Source organism: Parabacteroides sp. ASF519, from assembly GCF_000364265.2.
Taxonomy (GTDB): domain Bacteria; phylum Bacteroidota; class Bacteroidia; order Bacteroidales; family Tannerellaceae; genus Parabacteroides; species Parabacteroides goldsteinii.
On record NZ_AQFV02000006.1, the window covers coordinates 5,036,729 to 5,056,255 of the forward strand.

Genomic DNA, 19,527 nt, shown 5'->3' on the forward strand with positions numbered 1-19,527 from the left:
TTTCATTTCCAAATCTTTGTCCAATATAAAAATTCAGCCTAATTTAGAGGCGTAATTCTTACTGAATATCAAAAAATACAAACACACTAGGGATAAAATATTTACTTAATCATTCATAATGTAATGTCTAACAGGATTCTATCAGTGCAATATATACTCATACTTGTCCTATTTTTTATTCTAAATAGCTCATGCAACCAGACAACGCCTCATAAACACATATTAATCATCCAGTCTTACGAAGCCGGCCTCCCGGCATATAAGAAAATGAAAAATATCTTTGCCGAACAATTACGGAAAAGAGACATACATGCAGAGGTCCATACCCTTTATCTGGACGGAACCAAGAAAACGGAGAAAAAACAAAAACTGACTATATATGAGGAACTGAACAGGTTATCATCCTGGAATCCGGATATCATCCTGACCTGTGACGATCCGGCCCTGAATGCCTTACTGACCTGCGACCATCCTTCCGTTAAAACGACTCCGATCGTCTTTACCGGAGCGAACTACCCGAACGTGCCATTCATTCAAAAACAGTCCAACATAACAGGCTTCCGTGACAAACCGGATTACAGAACCAATATAGAACTGATAGAACAACTCATAGGAAAATGTATTGTTGTGCGGGTTACCGACGATATCTATGCAGACAAAATCATCCTGGCAGACATGGATGAACAGATCAAAGATATCTGCAAAACAAACAATATTTTCTCCCCGGACAAAATACGCTTATCCGGAAAACGCGGTACCTCCATCTCCAAAAACAAAAAAATAATACCGGACGCCATGTACATAAGCACGATCAACGGAAAATCGACCCGTTCGTTGATCAAAGGGTTAGGCGAGAACTATTATAACAAGGCCTATTTGGCAATCAAAAGAGATTATCTGACCCTCTCTCTGGGACGTTTCAGTTCTTTCCCCGGTTTTTCGGTCCTCAACGAAATGGTCGGTTATAATTATGGTGTAATCGGAGGATATGTCACCACACAGCAAGAACAAACAACCCTGGCCGCCAACCGTATTGCCGATATACTGAACGGGGCTCCGGTAAGTAACTTTCCACAAATTACGGAGGCAGGCAAAAAGTACATATTCGATTATAAAATACTCGACCAATGGGGAATCAGTCTCAACAAACTGCCGAGAGACAGCGAGATCGTAAATATCCCCTTTTATATCCGTTACCAGTTCTATATTATATGTATAGCAGTTTTACTGGGAATTATACTGATAATTATTATCATTTACCAGCGAATGTTGTATAAGAGAGAGGCTGCCCATAAAAAAGAGGTGCAGGAAAATCTGAAACATGAGAAGGAATTTCTCTCTTTCGCTTTGGAGAGCGGTAACATTTTCACATTCCGGTATAAAAACGGAACCTTCTATTTCGACAAAGAGTTTTATCATTATCTGAATATGCCAGAAGAGCCCATCAGTGCGGAACGTTTCAGCAAGGCTATCCACCAGGACGAACAGGCTGATTTCCAATTAAACAGGTATAAGCTGGATCATGGTTTTCCCTCCCGTCAGATAACCAGAAGAAGATATGATTTTAACGGACAAGGTCATCAGTGGTGGGAATTCCGGTATGCCCAGAACACCAACATAAAGACTGCCGGCAATGATTATTCCGTCGAAGTAAACGGCCTCTGCCTTAATATTCAGCAAATCAAGGAAACAGAAATCAATCTGACCAAGGCCCTGAAAAAGGCGGAAGAATCCGATAAGATGAAATCGGCCTTCCTGGCCAATATGAGCCATGAGATACGTACACCGCTCAACGCCATCGTCGGCTTCTCCCAACTGCTGAGTTCGGATATGGAACTGGAGCAGGATGAAAAAAATGAGTTTATCGGCCTGATAAACACGAATAACGACTTGCTTCTCAAACTGATCAGCGACATTCTGGACCTGTCGCGCATCGAGTCCGGACAAATATCCTTTACCTATGCAGACTGCGATCTGAATCAATTGGTGGAAGATATCTTCAATACACATCGCGTACTGATGCCTCAGGGAGTAGAATTGCTCAAAGAAGTTCCGGAGATTCCGGCCATTATCAACACAGACCGTTTCAGACTGACCCAGGTAGTTACTAATTTCATTAACAATGCGACAAAATTTACCACTCACGGATATATCAAAGTCAAATACGAATACGACACCGAACATATCCTGCTGTCGGTCGAAGATACGGGAAAAGGTATTCCCAAAGATAAGATAAAGCAGGTATTCGAACGTTTCCAGAAACTGGATGAGTTTGCCAAAGGAACCGGTCTCGGACTGGCAATCAGCCTGAGCATTATAAAAACGTTTAAAGGAACCATCCTGTTGGATTCGGAAGAAGGGAAAGGCAGCAAGTTTACTATCTCGCTACCCTATACTCCTCAATAAAACGCTTATTGGCTTTTGCCTCTTTAGTCCATTCCGGTATAACGGTTTTCAGAAATTCATCTTTGGCAGCCAGTTCTGATTTCATATCCAGACCTATATATTTCTGCGCCTTCTTCTTGGTTGAGATATCGGGCATGGGTACTTCTTGATTATAACCGTGTTTGTTCAGTACATCTTTTATGACCAGGCGTGCCTGCATCGTTTTATACAGGCCGTCGCCTAAAATACGTTGTACTTCCTGGGGAGCATGGAAGGCAGCGCCATGGGAAGCGATAGCAAAATCCCAACGCCACTGGGCCTGGCGAAGCAGTTTGAGCACGGGCTCCATCTGGTTATCCGACGCACCCCTGTCCCAGGCAAACTGCGCTTCGATATGTGCTTTCGCCAATTCCTTTTCCAATTTATTACGTAATTCCATGGCTTTGTTCTGCCGGGTATATACGTCCTGACGAAGCACTTCCGCACTTTCATGATGACAGGTCTGGCATGTTTTTTCGATCATCGCCAACGGGCTTTGGATATGATGATTATTATATGACCGGAGCTCTTCCTCGACATACGGCATATGGCACTCACCGCAGGAAACGCCCCGGCGGGCATGGATCCCCATCTGAGCCAGTTCAAAATCCGGATGCTGGGCTTTCAACATGGGAGTTCTACTCAGTTTATTGACATAATCGGAAAAACCTATTTTATCGTAGTAGTTCTCAATAGCTTCGACAGTATACCCGGAATCCCAGGGAAGAACAACCTCTTTATTCTCCCCTTTTAAATAATACTCCGCATGGCACTGAGCACAAACAAGCGAACGCATCCTTCGGTCCGAAGCATCTTCAATGGGATCGCCTTCCCGTTTCAGAGCGTCGATCAGGAACTGACGCGGAACACGCAAATCCATACTCTCCGGATCATGACAATCGCCGCAACCGACAGGATTGACCACTTCCGATCCCCAGTCGTACCATTTCTTTTTATAGAACCCATCCGAACCCACTTCGTCTATCAGCCGTGGAACATCCAGGCTTTTACAGGCCCAACAGGAAGCGGGCTGAGGACCATCATTCGCTTTTCGCGGAGCTCCGGTACGCAAACTATGATAAAGATCTTCAATAGCATACATATGTCCTCTCGGAGACAAATAACTTTTTGAAAAACCATAACCCGCCCACAAGATTACCATTTCGGGCCGCATAGCCAGAATGTCTTCGGCCTGATTACCGTTATACAAACTTTTGAAAGTCGTATCCGCCGTATTTTTCCAACTCTTATATTCGTAGGAATTCGATAAATCCAGTTCATTGGTTTGAAAAAGATCTTCCGTTCCTCCGTTTTCCACTTCATCGATAAATATGATTTCTCCCCTATTTACATAAGAATATCCTGTAGTCACGATTAAAATGGCTATAACAGTTGCGAGCAGCAACACTTTTAAATACCCTACACCTAGTGTTTTTTTCATCAGATATAATTTGCTTATATAAAATCCATATACAAATAGCTTTAATAAGCTTTGATTTTTGAGCTGTTTGATTTAGATTACAAATGTAGTAAAAAGATATTATGGACCAAGAGAATTTTGATAACTATAAAATAAAGCTGTATTTTTGCAGCATAAATAAATGAACCTCTATGCGTATCGACATACTGACCGTACTTCCGGAAATGATCGATGGAATGATTAATTGCTCCATCGTCAAAAGAGCACAGGACAAGGGACTGGCTGAAATCCATCTACATAACCTGCGTGACTACACGACTAACAAATGGCGCCGTGTAGACGATTACCCTTTCGGTGGTGAGGCCGGGATGGTGATGCAGATCGAACCGATCGACCGGGCTATCTCCGCTTTGAAAAGCGAACGGGAGTATGACGAGGTAATTTACACCTCTCCCGACGGGGAAACATTCAACCAGCCGATGGCGAACAGCATGTCCCTGCTCAATAACATGATCATTCTGTGCGGTCATTATAAGGGGGTCGACTACCGTATCCGTGAACATCTGATCACCCGGGAAATATCCGTAGGCGACTATGTCCTGACAGGTGGTGAACTGGCTGCCGCTATTATTACCGATGCGGTTGTCCGCCTGATACCCGGAGCCATCGGTGACGAACAGAGCGCCCTCTCCGATTCTTTCCAGGATAACCTGCTGGCTCCGCCGGTTTATACACGCCCGGCAGATTATAACGGTTGGAAAGTTCCGGATGTGCTTCTCTCCGGCCACCAGCGCAAGATCGACGAATGGCGGTTGCAGCAGGCACAGGAACGGACGGCACGGCTACGACCGGATTTGCTGAAAGGGGAATAAATCGAAACAACTTTTTTGACAAAATAACACCCTACCAGGTATTTTATAAGCATATTGATATGTTAAAAAATATTACCTGGTAGGGTATTTTCATTTACCCGGTATATTAATCCGATTTAGCCGGTAGAGTAGTTACATTTTGATAGTTGCCTATTTTAGCAAAATACTCAAATCATTATTCTTTTGTCGCGCCATCAATTGCGCTATATATAAGGAACGGGGAAATAGATTGATCTCATTCTGTCCTTCCCAGATGCCATTCGGGCGATCGGTAAAATGGCCGGGATACTTCTCTCCTTTCAATCCTATACAATAATTATGCCCCGAAGTCCACGGGTTCTGTACAGCAGCACGGTTCACCCGGCAATTCCACAATACCTGCGTCACGCCTGCCCAACCATGTCCGCTTCCCATCTGGCCGCGGTCCTGTACGTTTATTTCGCCATCGGTGACGATATTATCATACAACGTGCCGACAGACCAACGGTGGTGCGGACCTATATCGGCAAACGTCTGCGAAGCCGTGCAATTATAAAAGACATTCGGACCGCATACCTGTGCACCGGTTACATAATCATGACGGCCTTCCGTCGCCTGGCAGTTCATAAAGAGATTCTGCTGCCCCCAGTTATTGAAGGAATAACGATAGCCTCCGGTAATAAGTGATTTTGCTTCCAGGCAACGACAATCCACAACAGAGACATTTTTAGCAAAACGTTCGCAACTGACAGCCGAGTAGCCGAAATAACGGGCCGTGATGTTCCGCACCCAACAGTTTTCCGCCTTATCCAGTCCAACGGCAATCCAACCGTGTTCCAGGTCTTCATAATCTTCAAACTCGGATTCAAAGCAGATATCCGATATACCGACCTCACTGATACGTCCGTCGAACGTATATTTATAGACTTCGCCGCCTCCAAACTTCTTATCCATCTGCATCACGACAGGGTTGTCGATAAAAAGACGGTTCCCTTCGATCTTCGTGATCTGACGCTCGAAAGCCAGGTTATATTCCTGCGGCGTCCATTGGCGTGTACCTTTCCGTTCCACGATCTGATCCATCTTAATGGCATGGATCCATTCCTGGGTACCGGGACGGTAAACGATCACCCGGTCGCCCACTTTAAAACCTTTTGTCGACGAAACCCGGAATGAATGGGTACCGACCGGCACGAAATCGTCTGTTATCTTCACCCGTGTATCCGGTATTTCCTTCATCGAACCGGCTCCTTCCACCCGGATCAAAGTACGACGCTCTTTACCGGTAGCGATCAGACGGGTTTCATTGATATTATCGCCTTCTCCCATCAACACGATACCACCGGTGTTTATCACGACAGAACCGGCAATCCTGTAAACGCCCCGTTTTAAAAGGATCGTCCCCCGATGGCCGTTTTCATCCGGCTGCCTGCGGGATATTTCATCGACAGCCTCTTGTATCAAGGCTCCGCTATCCCCTTCTTTTACCGGAGAAACGACTTTAACGACCGGATATCGAGGAATACTTTTATCGCCATGATGATAGCCTACCCGGCTGAAATCAGGTATGGTATTGCCGTCTTTATCGGGAATATAAGTCAGAATACCTTCCTCACTGATCCTGACCAGCGAGGACTGCCAGGCCGGCGGCAGCTTCGTCTGTGCATGGCTACAAACGAAAGCTGCTCCGGCCACTAGTCCGATTATGATTTGTTTAAATGCGCTCATTCGATACTTAATCTTCAATGATTACACGGAAACCTACATTATGCACTTTCTGCCAGGGCAGATAAGATTTACGGTAATAGGCTGTCGAAGTTTTCGGATGATCGGTCCAGGAACCGCCGCGTACCACTTTTTCGGTTCCGTTACCTTGTGCCTTCTCGTTATAAGGATAAGGCAGATAGTCGGAACGTGTCCATTCGGCGATATTACCCTGCATATCATACAATCCCCAGGGGTTAGCCTGATAACCACCACCTTTCACCATCAGCATATTGCCGTCGTCGACATTATTGTCTTTCGGCTGGTATGTGTAGTATTTGTACCAGGGATCACCCGGGCTCATCGGTTGCGGGTTCACACCTCTTACCGCCAGCTTGTTCAGTTGTTTGTCACCCATATTTTCATAGGCGGCAAAATCGGTATTCAGCGCCCCGTACCAGAAATCGGATTCACTACCGGCACGACAGGCCCACTCCCACTGCATTTCGGTCGGCAAAGTCACTTTCAAACCGGTTTTCTCACTCAGTTTCTCACAGAAGGCCATCGCCTCTTCCCAACTGACACGGATGGCGGGTTGTTCCGGATTGTTGGCCGGATAACCCTGGTGCACATGATCCTTCCACAGCTGGTTCACGAAACGGCTGTTATGATCGGGGAAAATCGTACGGAACTGCTCGTTACTCACCTCTATCTCCGCCATCCAGAATGCCTTTTTCACCTCCTGTTTGTTGGCCGGAGAGTAATCGGAATGTCCCTTGTTACTTCCCATCACGAACTTACCGGCCGGGATGCGTACAAAGTTCATCACGATACCCGGAGCCAGCTCGATGCTCTTCTTTGTCTCCTGTTCCTTTGCCAGCATGCTCTTAGCGATTGTTGCATCAAACGGCCAGCCTTTCACATTCACTTCTTTATTTTTATATTCCCTGCGTTCCGGTTTTACAGGAGACGGCTTCGGTTGTTTGTCCAGATAATCGGCATAGGCACGGATCTCCGACTGCCAGTCTACACCGGAACCGGCATATTTCTCCGTCAACTCCGTACGACGACTGATCTGCTCTACTCCCTTAAAGATATTTGCTTTAAATTTACTATGATAAGGAGCATTAAAGTCAATCCAGTTATAAAGCGTTTTCCATTCCTTATCGGTCAGTTCAACGCCATGATGTCCGGTTTTCAACATCTTGATCAGCTGGCTGGTCGAGGCATGATATTCGTACGGATTCAAGACTTCGATCTCCGCTTCCGGTCCCTGACGGTGGATATACGGATGAAGATTCAGATAACTTTTGCCAAATCCGGTAAAATCATCGATACGCCCACCGGTAAAATCGGCCAGTTTATTGGAACCGTCATGGCAGGCGATGCAGGCACGGTCCAGCACCGGCTGTACTTCGAGTTCGAACGTGAACGGACGCTGTCCGCCTTCCGGCAATGCGATCGCATGCGGTTTGATAGTCGAAGCGACCACACGTTTCGGGATAGGTATCTGATTCTGGTCTTCGTGGCAACCGATACAGGAGACGGTTTCTCCCGGCATTCCGGTCAGCCAGCTACGCATCCACTGCACGGCACGTCCGCACGAATCCAGCGGCTGAAGCGAGATCGGCGTATTGGCGGGGATAGTGAACAATGCAGAACCATCCTCTTCGACCGGCACCGTACCCAACAGGCGTTTGATATCCCATCCGCTCTGAACACCCTGTGCCCAATGGTCGGACGGAGTTTTATTATAAGCATATTCGTAAGACAACACACGGAATGCTTTCACCGTACCACGGGGTACGCCCTTCAAACCTTCACCTTCGTAAATATCCTGGATAAAGACAGTCGCCTCCTTCGTGCCCGGTTTCGTACGGTCGGGAATAATGGGGGGAACCGGAGTTTTCTTTACCGGTATCGGGTGGATCAATCCTTCACCTTCATACTCGGCAATCAGCGTCAGGTTATCATACACGTCTACCAGATAAATGCCCCATAAAGCATTCGGATTCAATTTGGCGGCAACCAGATAATATTTATCGTTCAACGGATAAGGCTTGATAAACTGAGGCCAGACACCATCCACCAGCCGGTCTTTCACGATCGGTTCGATCTTGCGGTCGCGGAATGGCAGTTCCTGCACCATTCCCAGTTCCGACTTGCGGCCTTTGGAGGGATCGAACAGGATCAGACGGCCGGAACGGGCAACGCCATGGTGTCCGGAGATGATTCCGACAAAACCGGATGCCTGGCCGGGTATCGGTTTCGCGTCGAATGTGCTGTTCGGAAAATAAGAGCCGCTGCCGTAAAGTGCTTTCTGCTCGGTTCCGTCAGGATTCATATGCATCACGAAGCGGGAGAAATAATGTGTCAGGTCGGTGTACTCCCAACGGGTATACATCACCTTGCCATTGTGCATGATGACCGGCGACCAGTTGGCATCCTGGTCGAACGTCAGACGACGCAGGGAACGGTCTTCCGGATTATAAAGCACCATATTACCGACCTCATCATTCCCGTTTACGCAAGGAACACCGTTGTAACCGATATTGGATACGGCAATGATCTTTCCCGAAGGCAACCAGGTCGCATCAAAGAACTCGAGGTCTTTTTCGGGTGATTCAATCAGTTTTTTCAAACCTTTCCCGTCCAGTCCCACTTCGAAAACCTGCCAGCGCTTATCGGTGTCGATCATGGAAAACATCACACGGTCGGCATCCCAATGCAGTTTCAGGTCGGGAACGGACGAACCGTTATCCGGCTTGAAGATGGTACGTGACTGAATGTCGCCGCGAAGATTCGATAGTTCGACGATCTCCGCATCGAATCCGCCACGCGGGGCGGAAGTCTGGTTCGACCAGTTATTATTCTGTGTTCCCAGCGAACGGGGATTGACCTGGCGGGCAGAGGTACCGATATGGTAACGGCCCACGATCAGTTTATCCATATCCAGTTCCGGATTGGCCAGCAGTATTTCCCGTTTTAACTGTAAAGCCTGCCGGGCATCTTTCAGTGTATTTTCATCGTTTGAATAGATACCGGCAAAACCTTTGCCTACCAATCCTTTTAAGGTAGACAATCTGGATTGGTTTACGGCCTGGTCAAACGACTTACTGCGTTTCATATCATTGAAAGCCTCTTCGATGGCCCGCATATTAAGCCAGCTCAGCGATTCCTGCAATTCGTATACTTTCATGGCATCCTGTGCTATATTCAGGTATGCCACCACTTGTTTATCCAGTTCTTTCTCCTGACCGGCAGCGGCGATACGGGCTGTAAAATATTTTTTATCCGCCAGCAGGTCTACGACCGATTCGGCGATATGTTTTTCTATGGTAGCATCATAGGTTGTAACCAGGGCTTTCATGTCGCTTCCGGCAAACGGAAGGAATTGTGCCGATTCAGCCGGATAGTCGGCAATAATATCTTCGGATAACTCTTTGCCCGTTATCCCCTGCAAGCGAAAAATAGCGGTCCCTGCGGAGGAACGGTTTTCCAATCCGATTTCCGCTTCAAAACGGACATATTTTTTATCCAGCGGAACGACGATCTGTGAGTTGGCATTCGCCATAATCGTCCGTTCGTATGTTTTTCCTTTCATAATGACCGGAACACCTTTGGCATTGGCGTTAAAGACCAGGCGGCCTGTACCGGTATCCTTAAAAGTATCTTTCAGATCGTTCAGCCAGACGGAAGAGCCGTCGGTCGCGATCAATCGGGCGTTTGCCCATACAGCCTGGTCGTCGGCAGTTCCGTCGACTGTACCCCAGGTATAAAGTACCATTTCATCCAGTCCGGTCACATCGGCGGTAAACTTCTCGGCAGCTTGTTTCGCCTTGATAACCTTTGAAGAAACCGGAAGGCTGTTCTTTTTCATCTGTTCGTAAGCATTCTGTTTGGCAACGGCAATTTTCTCAGACCAGGAAGCAAGCGTGTTACCCTGCTTTTTCTGCTTTTGAGGAAAAGCGGAAAGCGAAAAGGCCAGGCAGGCTGATAAAACAATTAAACTCTTTTTCATGATATCTGTCTCTTATATTTTACGATGATCTGCACTACCGGTTTATGAAATCCGGTCCCTTTTGTTAGTGGGGGTATCCCACTAACGTTAGCAGAGATGTGCCACTAAAATCGGAAAGAAAGCCCCGCCTTTAACAGCGGAGCTTCTCACCCATACTTAAATTATTATCGAACGATTAATAGTTCGGATTCTGGATCAATACGCCGTTAGAGAAGTCGATCTGCGACTGCGGCAACGGGAAATACTCATGCGCCTTCGACCAGGCAGTCACATGTCCGGACAAGAGAGGATCGAGTTCAAGGCCATTCAGTTTATCCATGATTTTCCAACGTTTCATATCATAGTAACGGATCAACTCAAACGGAGTTTCTACGCGGCGTTCATGGCGGATATTTTCACGCAACTGATCCTGTGTCAGATTGGTTGCCAGGTCAGCCAATCCTGCACGCTTACGCACCTGATTTACCATATCGGCAGCACCACCGATACCTAATTCATTGGCAGCTTCAGCTTTTAAAAGTAGCAATTCACCCCAACGCAGATAGATGAAATCCGTTTCACTACGGAAACTTGCTCCCCATGAATCGCCTTCTTTCATTAACGGGGTCAGATATTTAACCATTGCCTTCTTCAAATCACTTTTAGGTAATGATAGCAATTCACCACCGGGCCACTGATATTTATCATCAAAAGCAACAATCTGACCTAATCGGTTATCACCTTCTTCATAATCATTTGTCAAATTTGCGACAGGGCGAACCGCAGCATAGTCACCATATATACGGTCAAAATCCGTATAATTATTCGGAGCAAGATATTTTATAGAGAAAACAATTTCATTGCTGCCTTCTTGAGTATCGTAAGTGAAATTATCTGCATAACGATCGGTCAGTGAATATCCATTGATTTCATTCAATAAATTATATGCTTCCTGTACCTCGTCCCGATTAGCCACTTTACCATCTTCACCATAAGCATGGTACATCAGGAGACGCGCTTTTAGCCCTTTGGCAGCACCTTTGGTTGCATGCCCACCAGCACCTTTAAAAGTCTTGTCATCCATTTTATCGATAGCCGTCTGCAAATCAGTAATCAAATTTTTGTAAACTGTTTCCAAAGGCTCCTTCGCCATATTCTGAGTTACAAGATCCAGCGGTTCGGTTGGATAAGGCACTTCCCCATAGCACAAATAAAGCAGATAATAACAGTAGGAACGAAGAAATAACACTTCACCTTCGTACTGATTACGTACACTATTCATATCCGCTCCTTCATAGTTTTTCAACTGATAGAGGAATATATTCATACGAGCAATGGCAGAATAGGCCTCGTTGTAAAGGTCAGGAATAAAACCGGTCATCGACGGATCTATATTGTCTGCCTGAATCATATAGGACAAATAGACATAAGAAGACCCGGAACTTCCGTAAGCATTATCCGTTAAACAGTCGAAAACAATCGACCGATGCGACAATGTATTTTGTTGCATGCCTTGATAACAACCGGTCAATGCAGAATCAAAATCAGACTTGGATTGCCAGAAGATACTTTCCGACGGAGTTGTCGTCGGAGGGGTATCCAGAATATCTGAACAGGAAGACATTGTCATCATACCGGCAACCAACAGGGATATATATGATAATTTATTCATTTTCATAATTGCTTTACGATTTAATTAGAATTCAAGATTTACACCAAATGAAATAATACGGTTCTGCGGATAATAGACCAGACGCGTACCTTTTGTCGAATTATAGTTACGTTCCGGGTCACCTCCCTGCGGGAATTTAGTAAATGTCAGCAGATTATCACCGGAGAAGTAGAAACGCAGACGTTCGATCTTCGCTTTGCTTGTCAATGCTTTCGGTAAGGTGTAACCGAATGTCAGGTTCTTCAAACGGAAGTAAGAAGCATTGTATAACCAATAAGTACTTTCACGTTGATTCTTTGCGCCTCCCAGATCGGCAAAATACAAGCGGGGATATTTAGCATCCGTATGCTCTTCTGTCCACATATTGTCTATATAATCCTGAGAGATCGGTGAACCCTGGTAGAAAGGACGTAATCCCCAACCACTGGCATAATGTTTGACTCCCTGCACACCTTGTCCCATCAAAGAAAGATCAAATCCTTTCCAACTGGCAGCCAGGTTCACTGTATATTCGAAGTCCGGTAAACGGCCGTCCAAAACCTTACGGTCATTTTCATCGACTACACCGTCAGGAACCCCATTCGGACCACTGATATCGGCATATTTGATATCACCCGGCAAAGTCTTGTCATTAAATTGCTTAGGAGAATTAGCAACATCTGCTTCATCCTTGAAAATACCGATTGCTTCATATCCGTAATACGACTCGTAAGGTAAGCCCTCCTTATAGATTAAACCTTTAGAAGAGTCAATATAATCAGTACCATATTTTGTCAATTCGTTTCTCGTACGATCAAAGAAGACACCGGCATTATAACTCAACCCTTTAAATACACCTTCCTGAATATATCCGTTATAAGCCAATGACACTTCAATACCTTTATTGACCATTTCACCTGCGTTGATATAAGGAGCTTTCAAACCTAATAATGAATTACTCTGTGCTTCACGCAAAATATCATATGTTCTTTTCTTATACCAATCGAAAGTTACATTGAAACCATTAAAAGCTGTAATATCGATACCAAAGTCACCAATAGAAGTAGATTCCCATTTCAGGTCACGATTAGTAAGAGCTGTCTGAGCCACACCGGCATTCAGGTTTGAATTATCAAAGCTGTAATCCTTACCGGTTGTAACCGAGGCATAATAAGAATAAAGATCTATATTCTGGTTACCCAGGATACCCCATGACCCACGCAACTTCAGGCTGTTCAACCATTCCCAGTTCAGTTCTTTCATCCACTCTTCTTCTGTCACACGCCATCCCAAAGAGAAAGAAGGGAATATCCCCCAGCGAGAATCGGAAGAAATACGGGAAGAACCGTCATAACGAGCATTTACTTCCAACAAATAGCGTTGTTTGAATGCATAGTTTGCACGGAAGAATGCGGACATAATTCCCCACTCCTCTGATTTACCAGAATTAGTCTGTACGGAAGCAATACCGGTATTCAACTCATGCAATGGGAAATCGTAGTTCTGGCGATAGCCGGAAAGGTTGTCCAGTTTATAATATTCCAGATTATAACCGGCCATTACAGAGAAATCATGTTCTTTATTTGGAGTTGCCCAGTCATATTTCAAATAAGTATACAAGTTATAATAAGAACTATTATTCATCGTACTGGTTAATCCTGTACCTCCGGTATTCAGCGTTCCATTCTGTTTGCCATCGTGATAATAATAGATCGGTGTAGCCATAGCTCCCCAAATTTTTTCATGTTGCTGTTTGTAACGCATGGCACCTTTTGTATACCACGTCAAACCTTTGATCGGATTTACTTCCAACCAGGCCTGTGCATTTACATCCGTATTGACATTCGTCTTAAAATTTTCAGTTTCTACAATGGCAACCATATTCTTATTGTTAGACTCAAAAGAAAATGCCTTTGAAGCATAACGTTTAATTCCTGTACCATCATCCGGGAGCCAAGGCATATAAGTTGGAGCCTGCGAAATTGTAGACAGGTAAGCATCCGTATCACCCTGGCGTGTTTCCTGACGATTGCTGCGGCTACCGGTAAAATACATTCCAAATTTTACCCAATCATTTACTCGTGAAGTAAGATCAAGTGTTGCATTGTAACGTTTAAACTCCGAACCTTTCAATGTTCCGGGCTGATTGACCATACTTAAAGATGCATTATAAGATGTTTTACCAGTTGTACCTGCAATACTCAGATTATGCTGTTGTACAAATGCAGGATTAAACATATAGTCAAGCCAGTTGAAACTCGGGTACTTGGTTGGATCAGACGGATTAGTATAATTAGCAATCATTTCATCCGAATAACGGTCGGTAGCCGGAGCACCGGAATTATCTTTAGCCATATTAAAATACTTCATATAGGTAGGAGAATCCCAAATCAGATCTAACAAAGTAGTCGGATTGTAAACAGCAAAGTTTCCGTTATAGCGGATAGAAACACGTTCTTTCACCTCCGAACCATTCTTTGTAGTAATCAAAATCACACCGTTTGCAGCACGCGAACCATAAATAGAAGCCGAAGCAGCATCCTTCAACACAGAAACACTTTCAATAATGTTCGGGTCGAGGGAGGCGAGGTCTCCCTCGACACCGTTAATCAGGATTAACGGATCGGAACCGGTACCGGAATAAGTACCCTGACCACGTACACGGATCTGAACTGATTCGCTACCTGGCTGACCTTTATCGGAAGTGATACGCAAACCCGGCATCTGGCCTTGCAACATGGTAGATGTATTGGCTACTGGACGTTTGGCAATTTCTTCTCCCGTCACGGCAGAAACGGCACCGGTCAGGTTCACCTTTTTCTGCGTACCGTAACCTACTACGACTACTTCATCCAAATTCTGGGTATCTTCATGGAGAGTAATTTTCAGGCGGGCATCACTTGTTACTTTTATTTCCTGGTCTTTGTAACCAAGATACTTTACTAATAAAACATCGCCGGTTTTAGCCGGGACAGTGAAGTTCCCTTCTACATCTGTAATAATACCTGTGGTTGTTCCTTTCACTAGTACAGATACCCCGATCATCGGCTCTCCGAATTCATCCAGAACGATTCCGGAGATAGTCTGTGTTTGCGCGAACAAACTTAGACTTGAGTTAAACGCCACCATTAATAATAATAATCGCCAAAACGATTGAGTGGCCCTTTTGATTTCTTTTTTCATTTAATCATGGATTTAATTAGACTTAAAATTTCAACAAATTCAATAACACAAAGAAACATATTCTCTTTTTTACAAAAGAAAACATGCTTCCAATTTAGTATTAAATTATTCTATATGAATAGATTGATACAAAAGTGACAGAAAAGTGATACGATTTTATCAGCAGCCCTGTTCCTGATTGTTTTTCATCTGCACAAATTCAGTGGGAGTGCATCCATAAAAAGCCTTAAAGGAATTGGAGAAGTAAGAGTGACTGTTAAATCCAAGATGTGACGCAATTTCAGAAACATTCATTTCGGATTCTTTCAACAATTTTGCCGCCATCTCGAGGCGTTTGTTACGGATCAGTTCCATCGGTGAAAGTTCGGTGATGGATTTGAGTTTACGATAGAGATTTGCACGACTGATACCGATTTCCGTGCATAATAATTCGACATCCAGCTTTTCATTGGATATGTTTTTCTCGATCACATCAAACAGTTTCTGGGAGAAACGTTCGTCGGCCGACTTCACCTCGATCCCCATCACATCCGGGGAGAAACGTTTTCCATAGAGTTTTTTCAATTGCTCCCTCGAGGCCAGCAGGCTGCGGATACGTGTCTGCAACACGTCCATATTGAATGGTTTCACAATATAATCGTCCGCTCCCGCCTGGAATCCTTCCTTGATATGGACTACCATCGAACGGGCAGTCATCAGAATAACCGGGATATGTCCGATGCGGATGTCATTCTTGATCATCGTACACAGTTCCAGTCCGTCGCGCTTCGGCATCATGATATCGCTAAGTACCAGGTCTGGGAAATCCTGCACTACTTTTTCGTAAGCCCTCACCCCATCGGCTGCTTCAATGACAATATATTCGGCTTCCAGGCTTTTCTTCAGATAATCACGTACATCCTTATCATCCTCGACCAGCAAAATCTTATATTTAGGTTGATCTTTATTCTCCGTCACCGGCAACGAGACCGATATATCCTCCGTATTCGTTATTTCCGCAATTTTATCTATTTCCCTGCTCTCTATCTGTTCTTCAGAGAATGCCGAACGGGATACCGGAAGGATAACGACAAAGCAAGCACCTTTTGTTTCCGTATGATCCACATAAATTACCCCACGATGGAGTTGTACAATCGTATAAACAAGACTCAGGCCGATACCTGTCCCCGACAAATTAATACCGGACGTTTCAGGAATCTGATAGAAAGGAGTGAATATCTTATCCGCCTCTCCTTCTTCAATCCCTTTACCGGAATCTTTGACTTTCAGGATTACGTACTGACTATTTTCATCTTTATACAATCCGTCGGTCCGTTTCGGGTCCAGTTCTTTCAAGGTTACTTCCGACACCTCCATAAGAACAGATTCACCGGAAGCCGTATATTTGAAGGCATTCGACAAGAGGTTAAAGACAACTTTTTCCAAGAGGGATTTATCAAACCAGCCATTGATCGTTTTAGGAGTACAATTCAGGGTGAATTTGACTTCATTGGTCAAAGCAATCTGATTGAACGCATAATAGATTTCTTTGATATATTCGCAGATATCTCCTTCACTTACCTTCAGGTCCATGCTACCCGCCTGGTTCTTATGCAGGTCCATCAGCTGATTGACAAGAAGCAAAAGTTTTTGGGCGTTCTTATAAATAATGGATAGCTTGTCATGCAACTCTGCCGGAATATCCACCCGTTTGACCAGTTCTTCAAACGGAGTGATAATCAGCATTAAAGGGGTACGCAACTCATGAGAGAAGTTTGTGAACAGGCGTATCTTTGCCTGATGAAATTCTTCCTGTTTTTGTTTCTCCAGTTGTTTCATCTTCAGCCCGGCTTCCAGGTTACGTTTGATATTTACATAATAAAGAATTCCGTAAATAATAGCCGCTAAAGCAATAACATAAAACAGATAAGCATACCAGGTCCTCCACAGAGGCGGCTGCACGATAATAATCAATGAACGTCCTTCCTCATTCCAGACACCGTCATTATTAGAGGCTTTTACGAGAAAAACATATTTGCCGGGACTCAGGTTGGTATAAAATGCGGAATTACGTTCTCCTACATAGTTCCAATCCGTATCATATCCTTCCAGTTTATAAGCATACTGATTTTGCGTCGCATAAATATAATTCAAGGCCTGGTAAGTGATTGAAAAGTTATTTTCATTATAAGCCAAGCGGATCGTTTCCATGCCGTCCAATACTTTATCCAGGATAGCAGACTCATCGCCGACTTCCACCGGATGGTTGTTTACAGATAATTGCTCCAGCACCACAGGCGGAATATTATTATTTTTATCCATCGCCTCCACATGGAATGTCACAAAACCGTTGCTTCCGGCAAAACAAAGACTTCCATCCGGCAAGGCGATGCCACTATGCAATGTAAATTCACGAATATCTATTCCGTTATGACGATGATAATTCCTGACTTCATCTTTCGCCGGATCAAACATGATCAGGCCGTTTACCGTACTCATCCATAACCGCTGATCGCTGCTTTCCACCAACGTACAGATATTATTGTCCAGCAAACCTTCCCTGACAGTCATTATCCGCCGGATCGCTTTCGATTCATCCAGTTGAAAAATACCACCTCCGTAGGTTGATCCCCATATCTCACCGGATTTAGTCCGGACAATCGCCGATATATAGTTATTGGGAATCCTGTATTTCTCAACAGAAGCCTCATTGGAATATTTTGTCAGCTGTTTTTTATGCGTATCGAAGCGGAGCAATCCTTCGGCCGTACTTCCCAGCAAAAAGACACCGTCTTCTTCTTCCAGAATACAACGTACATTTGAAAAATAGATCGGTTCATCTACATTATTACAAAAGGTAGTAACCAGGGAATCATTCACAAAACAGGTCAGTCCAAATTCGGTCGATGCGCCACCCACCCACAAAACACCATTATGATCGCGAATGATAGAATAGATGGAATATTCAATCGGATACTGATGATACAAGGAAAACTTTTTGGTTTTGATATTAAACTTGTAGATTTCCCCTTTAGTCGTTCCGCACCAGACATAGCCGTCTTCGTAAAAAACGGATTTAATGATATTCGTATTAAATGCGAACCGGACGGAAGGATCGATCAGGTAATAATGTGACTCATTCGTCCGCTTATTATAATTCAATAATCCATACCCTTCCGTTGCTATCCATAAATCTTCAGGAGATTCATACGTAATCGCTCCGTAAATACCAGTCCTGATATTCAATTCTTCCTGCGGTTTATGAAGGACAAAGCGGTTTGTGAATTTATTCAGATAATTAACCCCTCCGGCAAATGTCCCGACCCACAGCGTTTTATCCCGGTCTACACAAAAACAATAAACCGAATAATGGCTCAACGACTTGTTTATATCATCGTAACCGGCCACCTTTACAATCCGTTCGGTCGCTTTATCCAAATCAAAAATGCCATCAAACGTACCGATCAGCAACTTCCCCTGCCATTCGATTATACAACGCACCGAGTTATTGCTCAATCCGCTGTTTAAATTAGTATATGAGGTCACCTCGTTATCACGCAGATTGATTTTATTCAATCCGCTATTCTTACAGCCAACCCATATCTGCTTCTTATCATCTTCATAAATGGAAGTAATATTGTTGTTATTCAATGGCATATTTTTAGATTCACTCGTAAACTGACTGATCAGATTCATCTGATGGTCACATAGGAGCAATCCTTTGTTTCTTGTACCGATCCAAAATCTGCCTGAGCTATCTTCCAGCAAAGTCACTATCATTGCTCTTTCAGTATCATCTTCTATAGGGATATATTCAAAATGGTCTCCCTCCCTGTTATAGCGATTCAACCCCTCCCAGGTTCCAACCCACAGACAACCCGAACGGTCGGTGTATACCGTAGAAATACTATTGGCAACCAATCCGTTTGTCTCCAGGTTATAGCGTTTAATCTCATTTGTGTTCAGATCTATCCGGTTCAGTCCATTATTGGTTCCTACCCAGAGGTAACCTTCCTGATCTTCGGTAATGGAGGTGACGGAGTTATTCGACAGGCTCTGCTCATTTCCGTCTTCCCGATGATAGATTTTATATTCTTTTCCATTAAAACGGTTCAGTCCGTTTTTGGTGGCAAACCACAAATATCCTCTCGAATCCTGATAAATAGTCATCACAGAGAGTTGGGAAATCCCTTCATTCAGATCTGAATTAAAAGAATACAGATAGTTTGTCTTTTCTGCATACAGTGTTAGTACGGAAAGGATTAGAAATAGTATAGATAAAGATTTCCTGATCATACTTGTTGTATCTGATTTA

At 44.4% G+C, this 19,527-nt stretch carries 8 protein-coding genes; 2 read left to right on the plus strand and 6 right to left on the minus strand.

Going from position 1 to position 19,527, the window contains the following annotated elements:
• Positions 1–123 precede the first annotated feature (123 nt).
• A complete protein-coding gene (locus C825_RS20235) occupies positions 124–2,406 on the plus strand; it encodes a sensor histidine kinase (protein ID WP_010799923.1) in 2,283 nt (760 codons plus the stop codon).
• Here the strand turns inward: C825_RS20235 and nrfA are convergent.
• A complete protein-coding gene (nrfA, locus tag C825_RS20240) occupies positions 2,378–3,865 on the minus strand; it encodes an ammonia-forming cytochrome c nitrite reductase (RefSeq protein WP_010799924.1) in 1,488 nt (495 codons plus the stop codon). The two genes, C825_RS20235 and nrfA, sit on opposite strands and share 29 nt — an antisense overlap.
• Positions 3,866–4,035: 170 nt before the next feature.
• Here nrfA and trmD point away from each other — a divergent pair, with 170 nt between their 5' ends.
• Complete coding sequence (trmD, locus tag C825_RS20245; protein ID WP_010799925.1) at positions 4,036–4,716, plus strand: tRNA (guanosine(37)-N1)-methyltransferase TrmD; 681 nt, start codon at positions 4,036–4,038, stop codon at positions 4,714–4,716.
• A 150-nt stretch (positions 4,717–4,866) separates the two neighbouring features.
• Here trmD and C825_RS20250 read toward each other — a convergent pair whose 3' ends face one another.
• The 5 genes from C825_RS20250 to C825_RS20270 all read right to left on the minus strand — a co-directional run bounded on the left by C825_RS20250 (position 4,867) and on the right by C825_RS20270 (position 19,508).
• On the minus strand, positions 4,867–6,423 hold the full coding sequence (locus C825_RS20250; RefSeq protein WP_010799926.1) for a hypothetical protein: 1,557 nt from the start codon (positions 6,421–6,423) through the stop codon (positions 4,867–4,869).
• A gap of 7 nt (positions 6,424–6,430) precedes the next feature.
• The gene (locus C825_RS20255) at positions 6,431–10,420 is read right to left on the minus strand and encodes an SUMF1/EgtB/PvdO family nonheme iron enzyme (protein WP_010799927.1); all 3,990 of its coding nucleotides are present in this window, start codon (positions 10,418–10,420) and stop codon (positions 6,431–6,433) included.
• Between the two features lie 175 nt (positions 10,421–10,595).
• Complete coding sequence (locus tag C825_RS20260) at positions 10,596–12,071, minus strand: RagB/SusD family nutrient uptake outer membrane protein (protein WP_010799928.1); 1,476 nt, start codon at positions 12,069–12,071, stop codon at positions 10,596–10,598.
• 24 nt (positions 12,072–12,095) lie between these two features.
• On the minus strand, positions 12,096–15,233 hold the full coding sequence (locus C825_RS20265) for a SusC/RagA family TonB-linked outer membrane protein (protein ID WP_010799929.1): 3,138 nt from the start codon (positions 15,231–15,233) through the stop codon (positions 12,096–12,098).
• Between the two features lie 159 nt (positions 15,234–15,392).
• Positions 15,393–19,508 carry a hybrid sensor histidine kinase/response regulator transcription factor gene (locus tag C825_RS20270; RefSeq protein ID WP_010799930.1) on the minus strand — a complete coding sequence of 1,372 codons (4,116 nt, stop codon included), beginning with the start codon at positions 19,506–19,508 and terminating at the stop codon, positions 15,393–15,395.
• Positions 19,509–19,527: the final 19 nt, after the last annotated feature.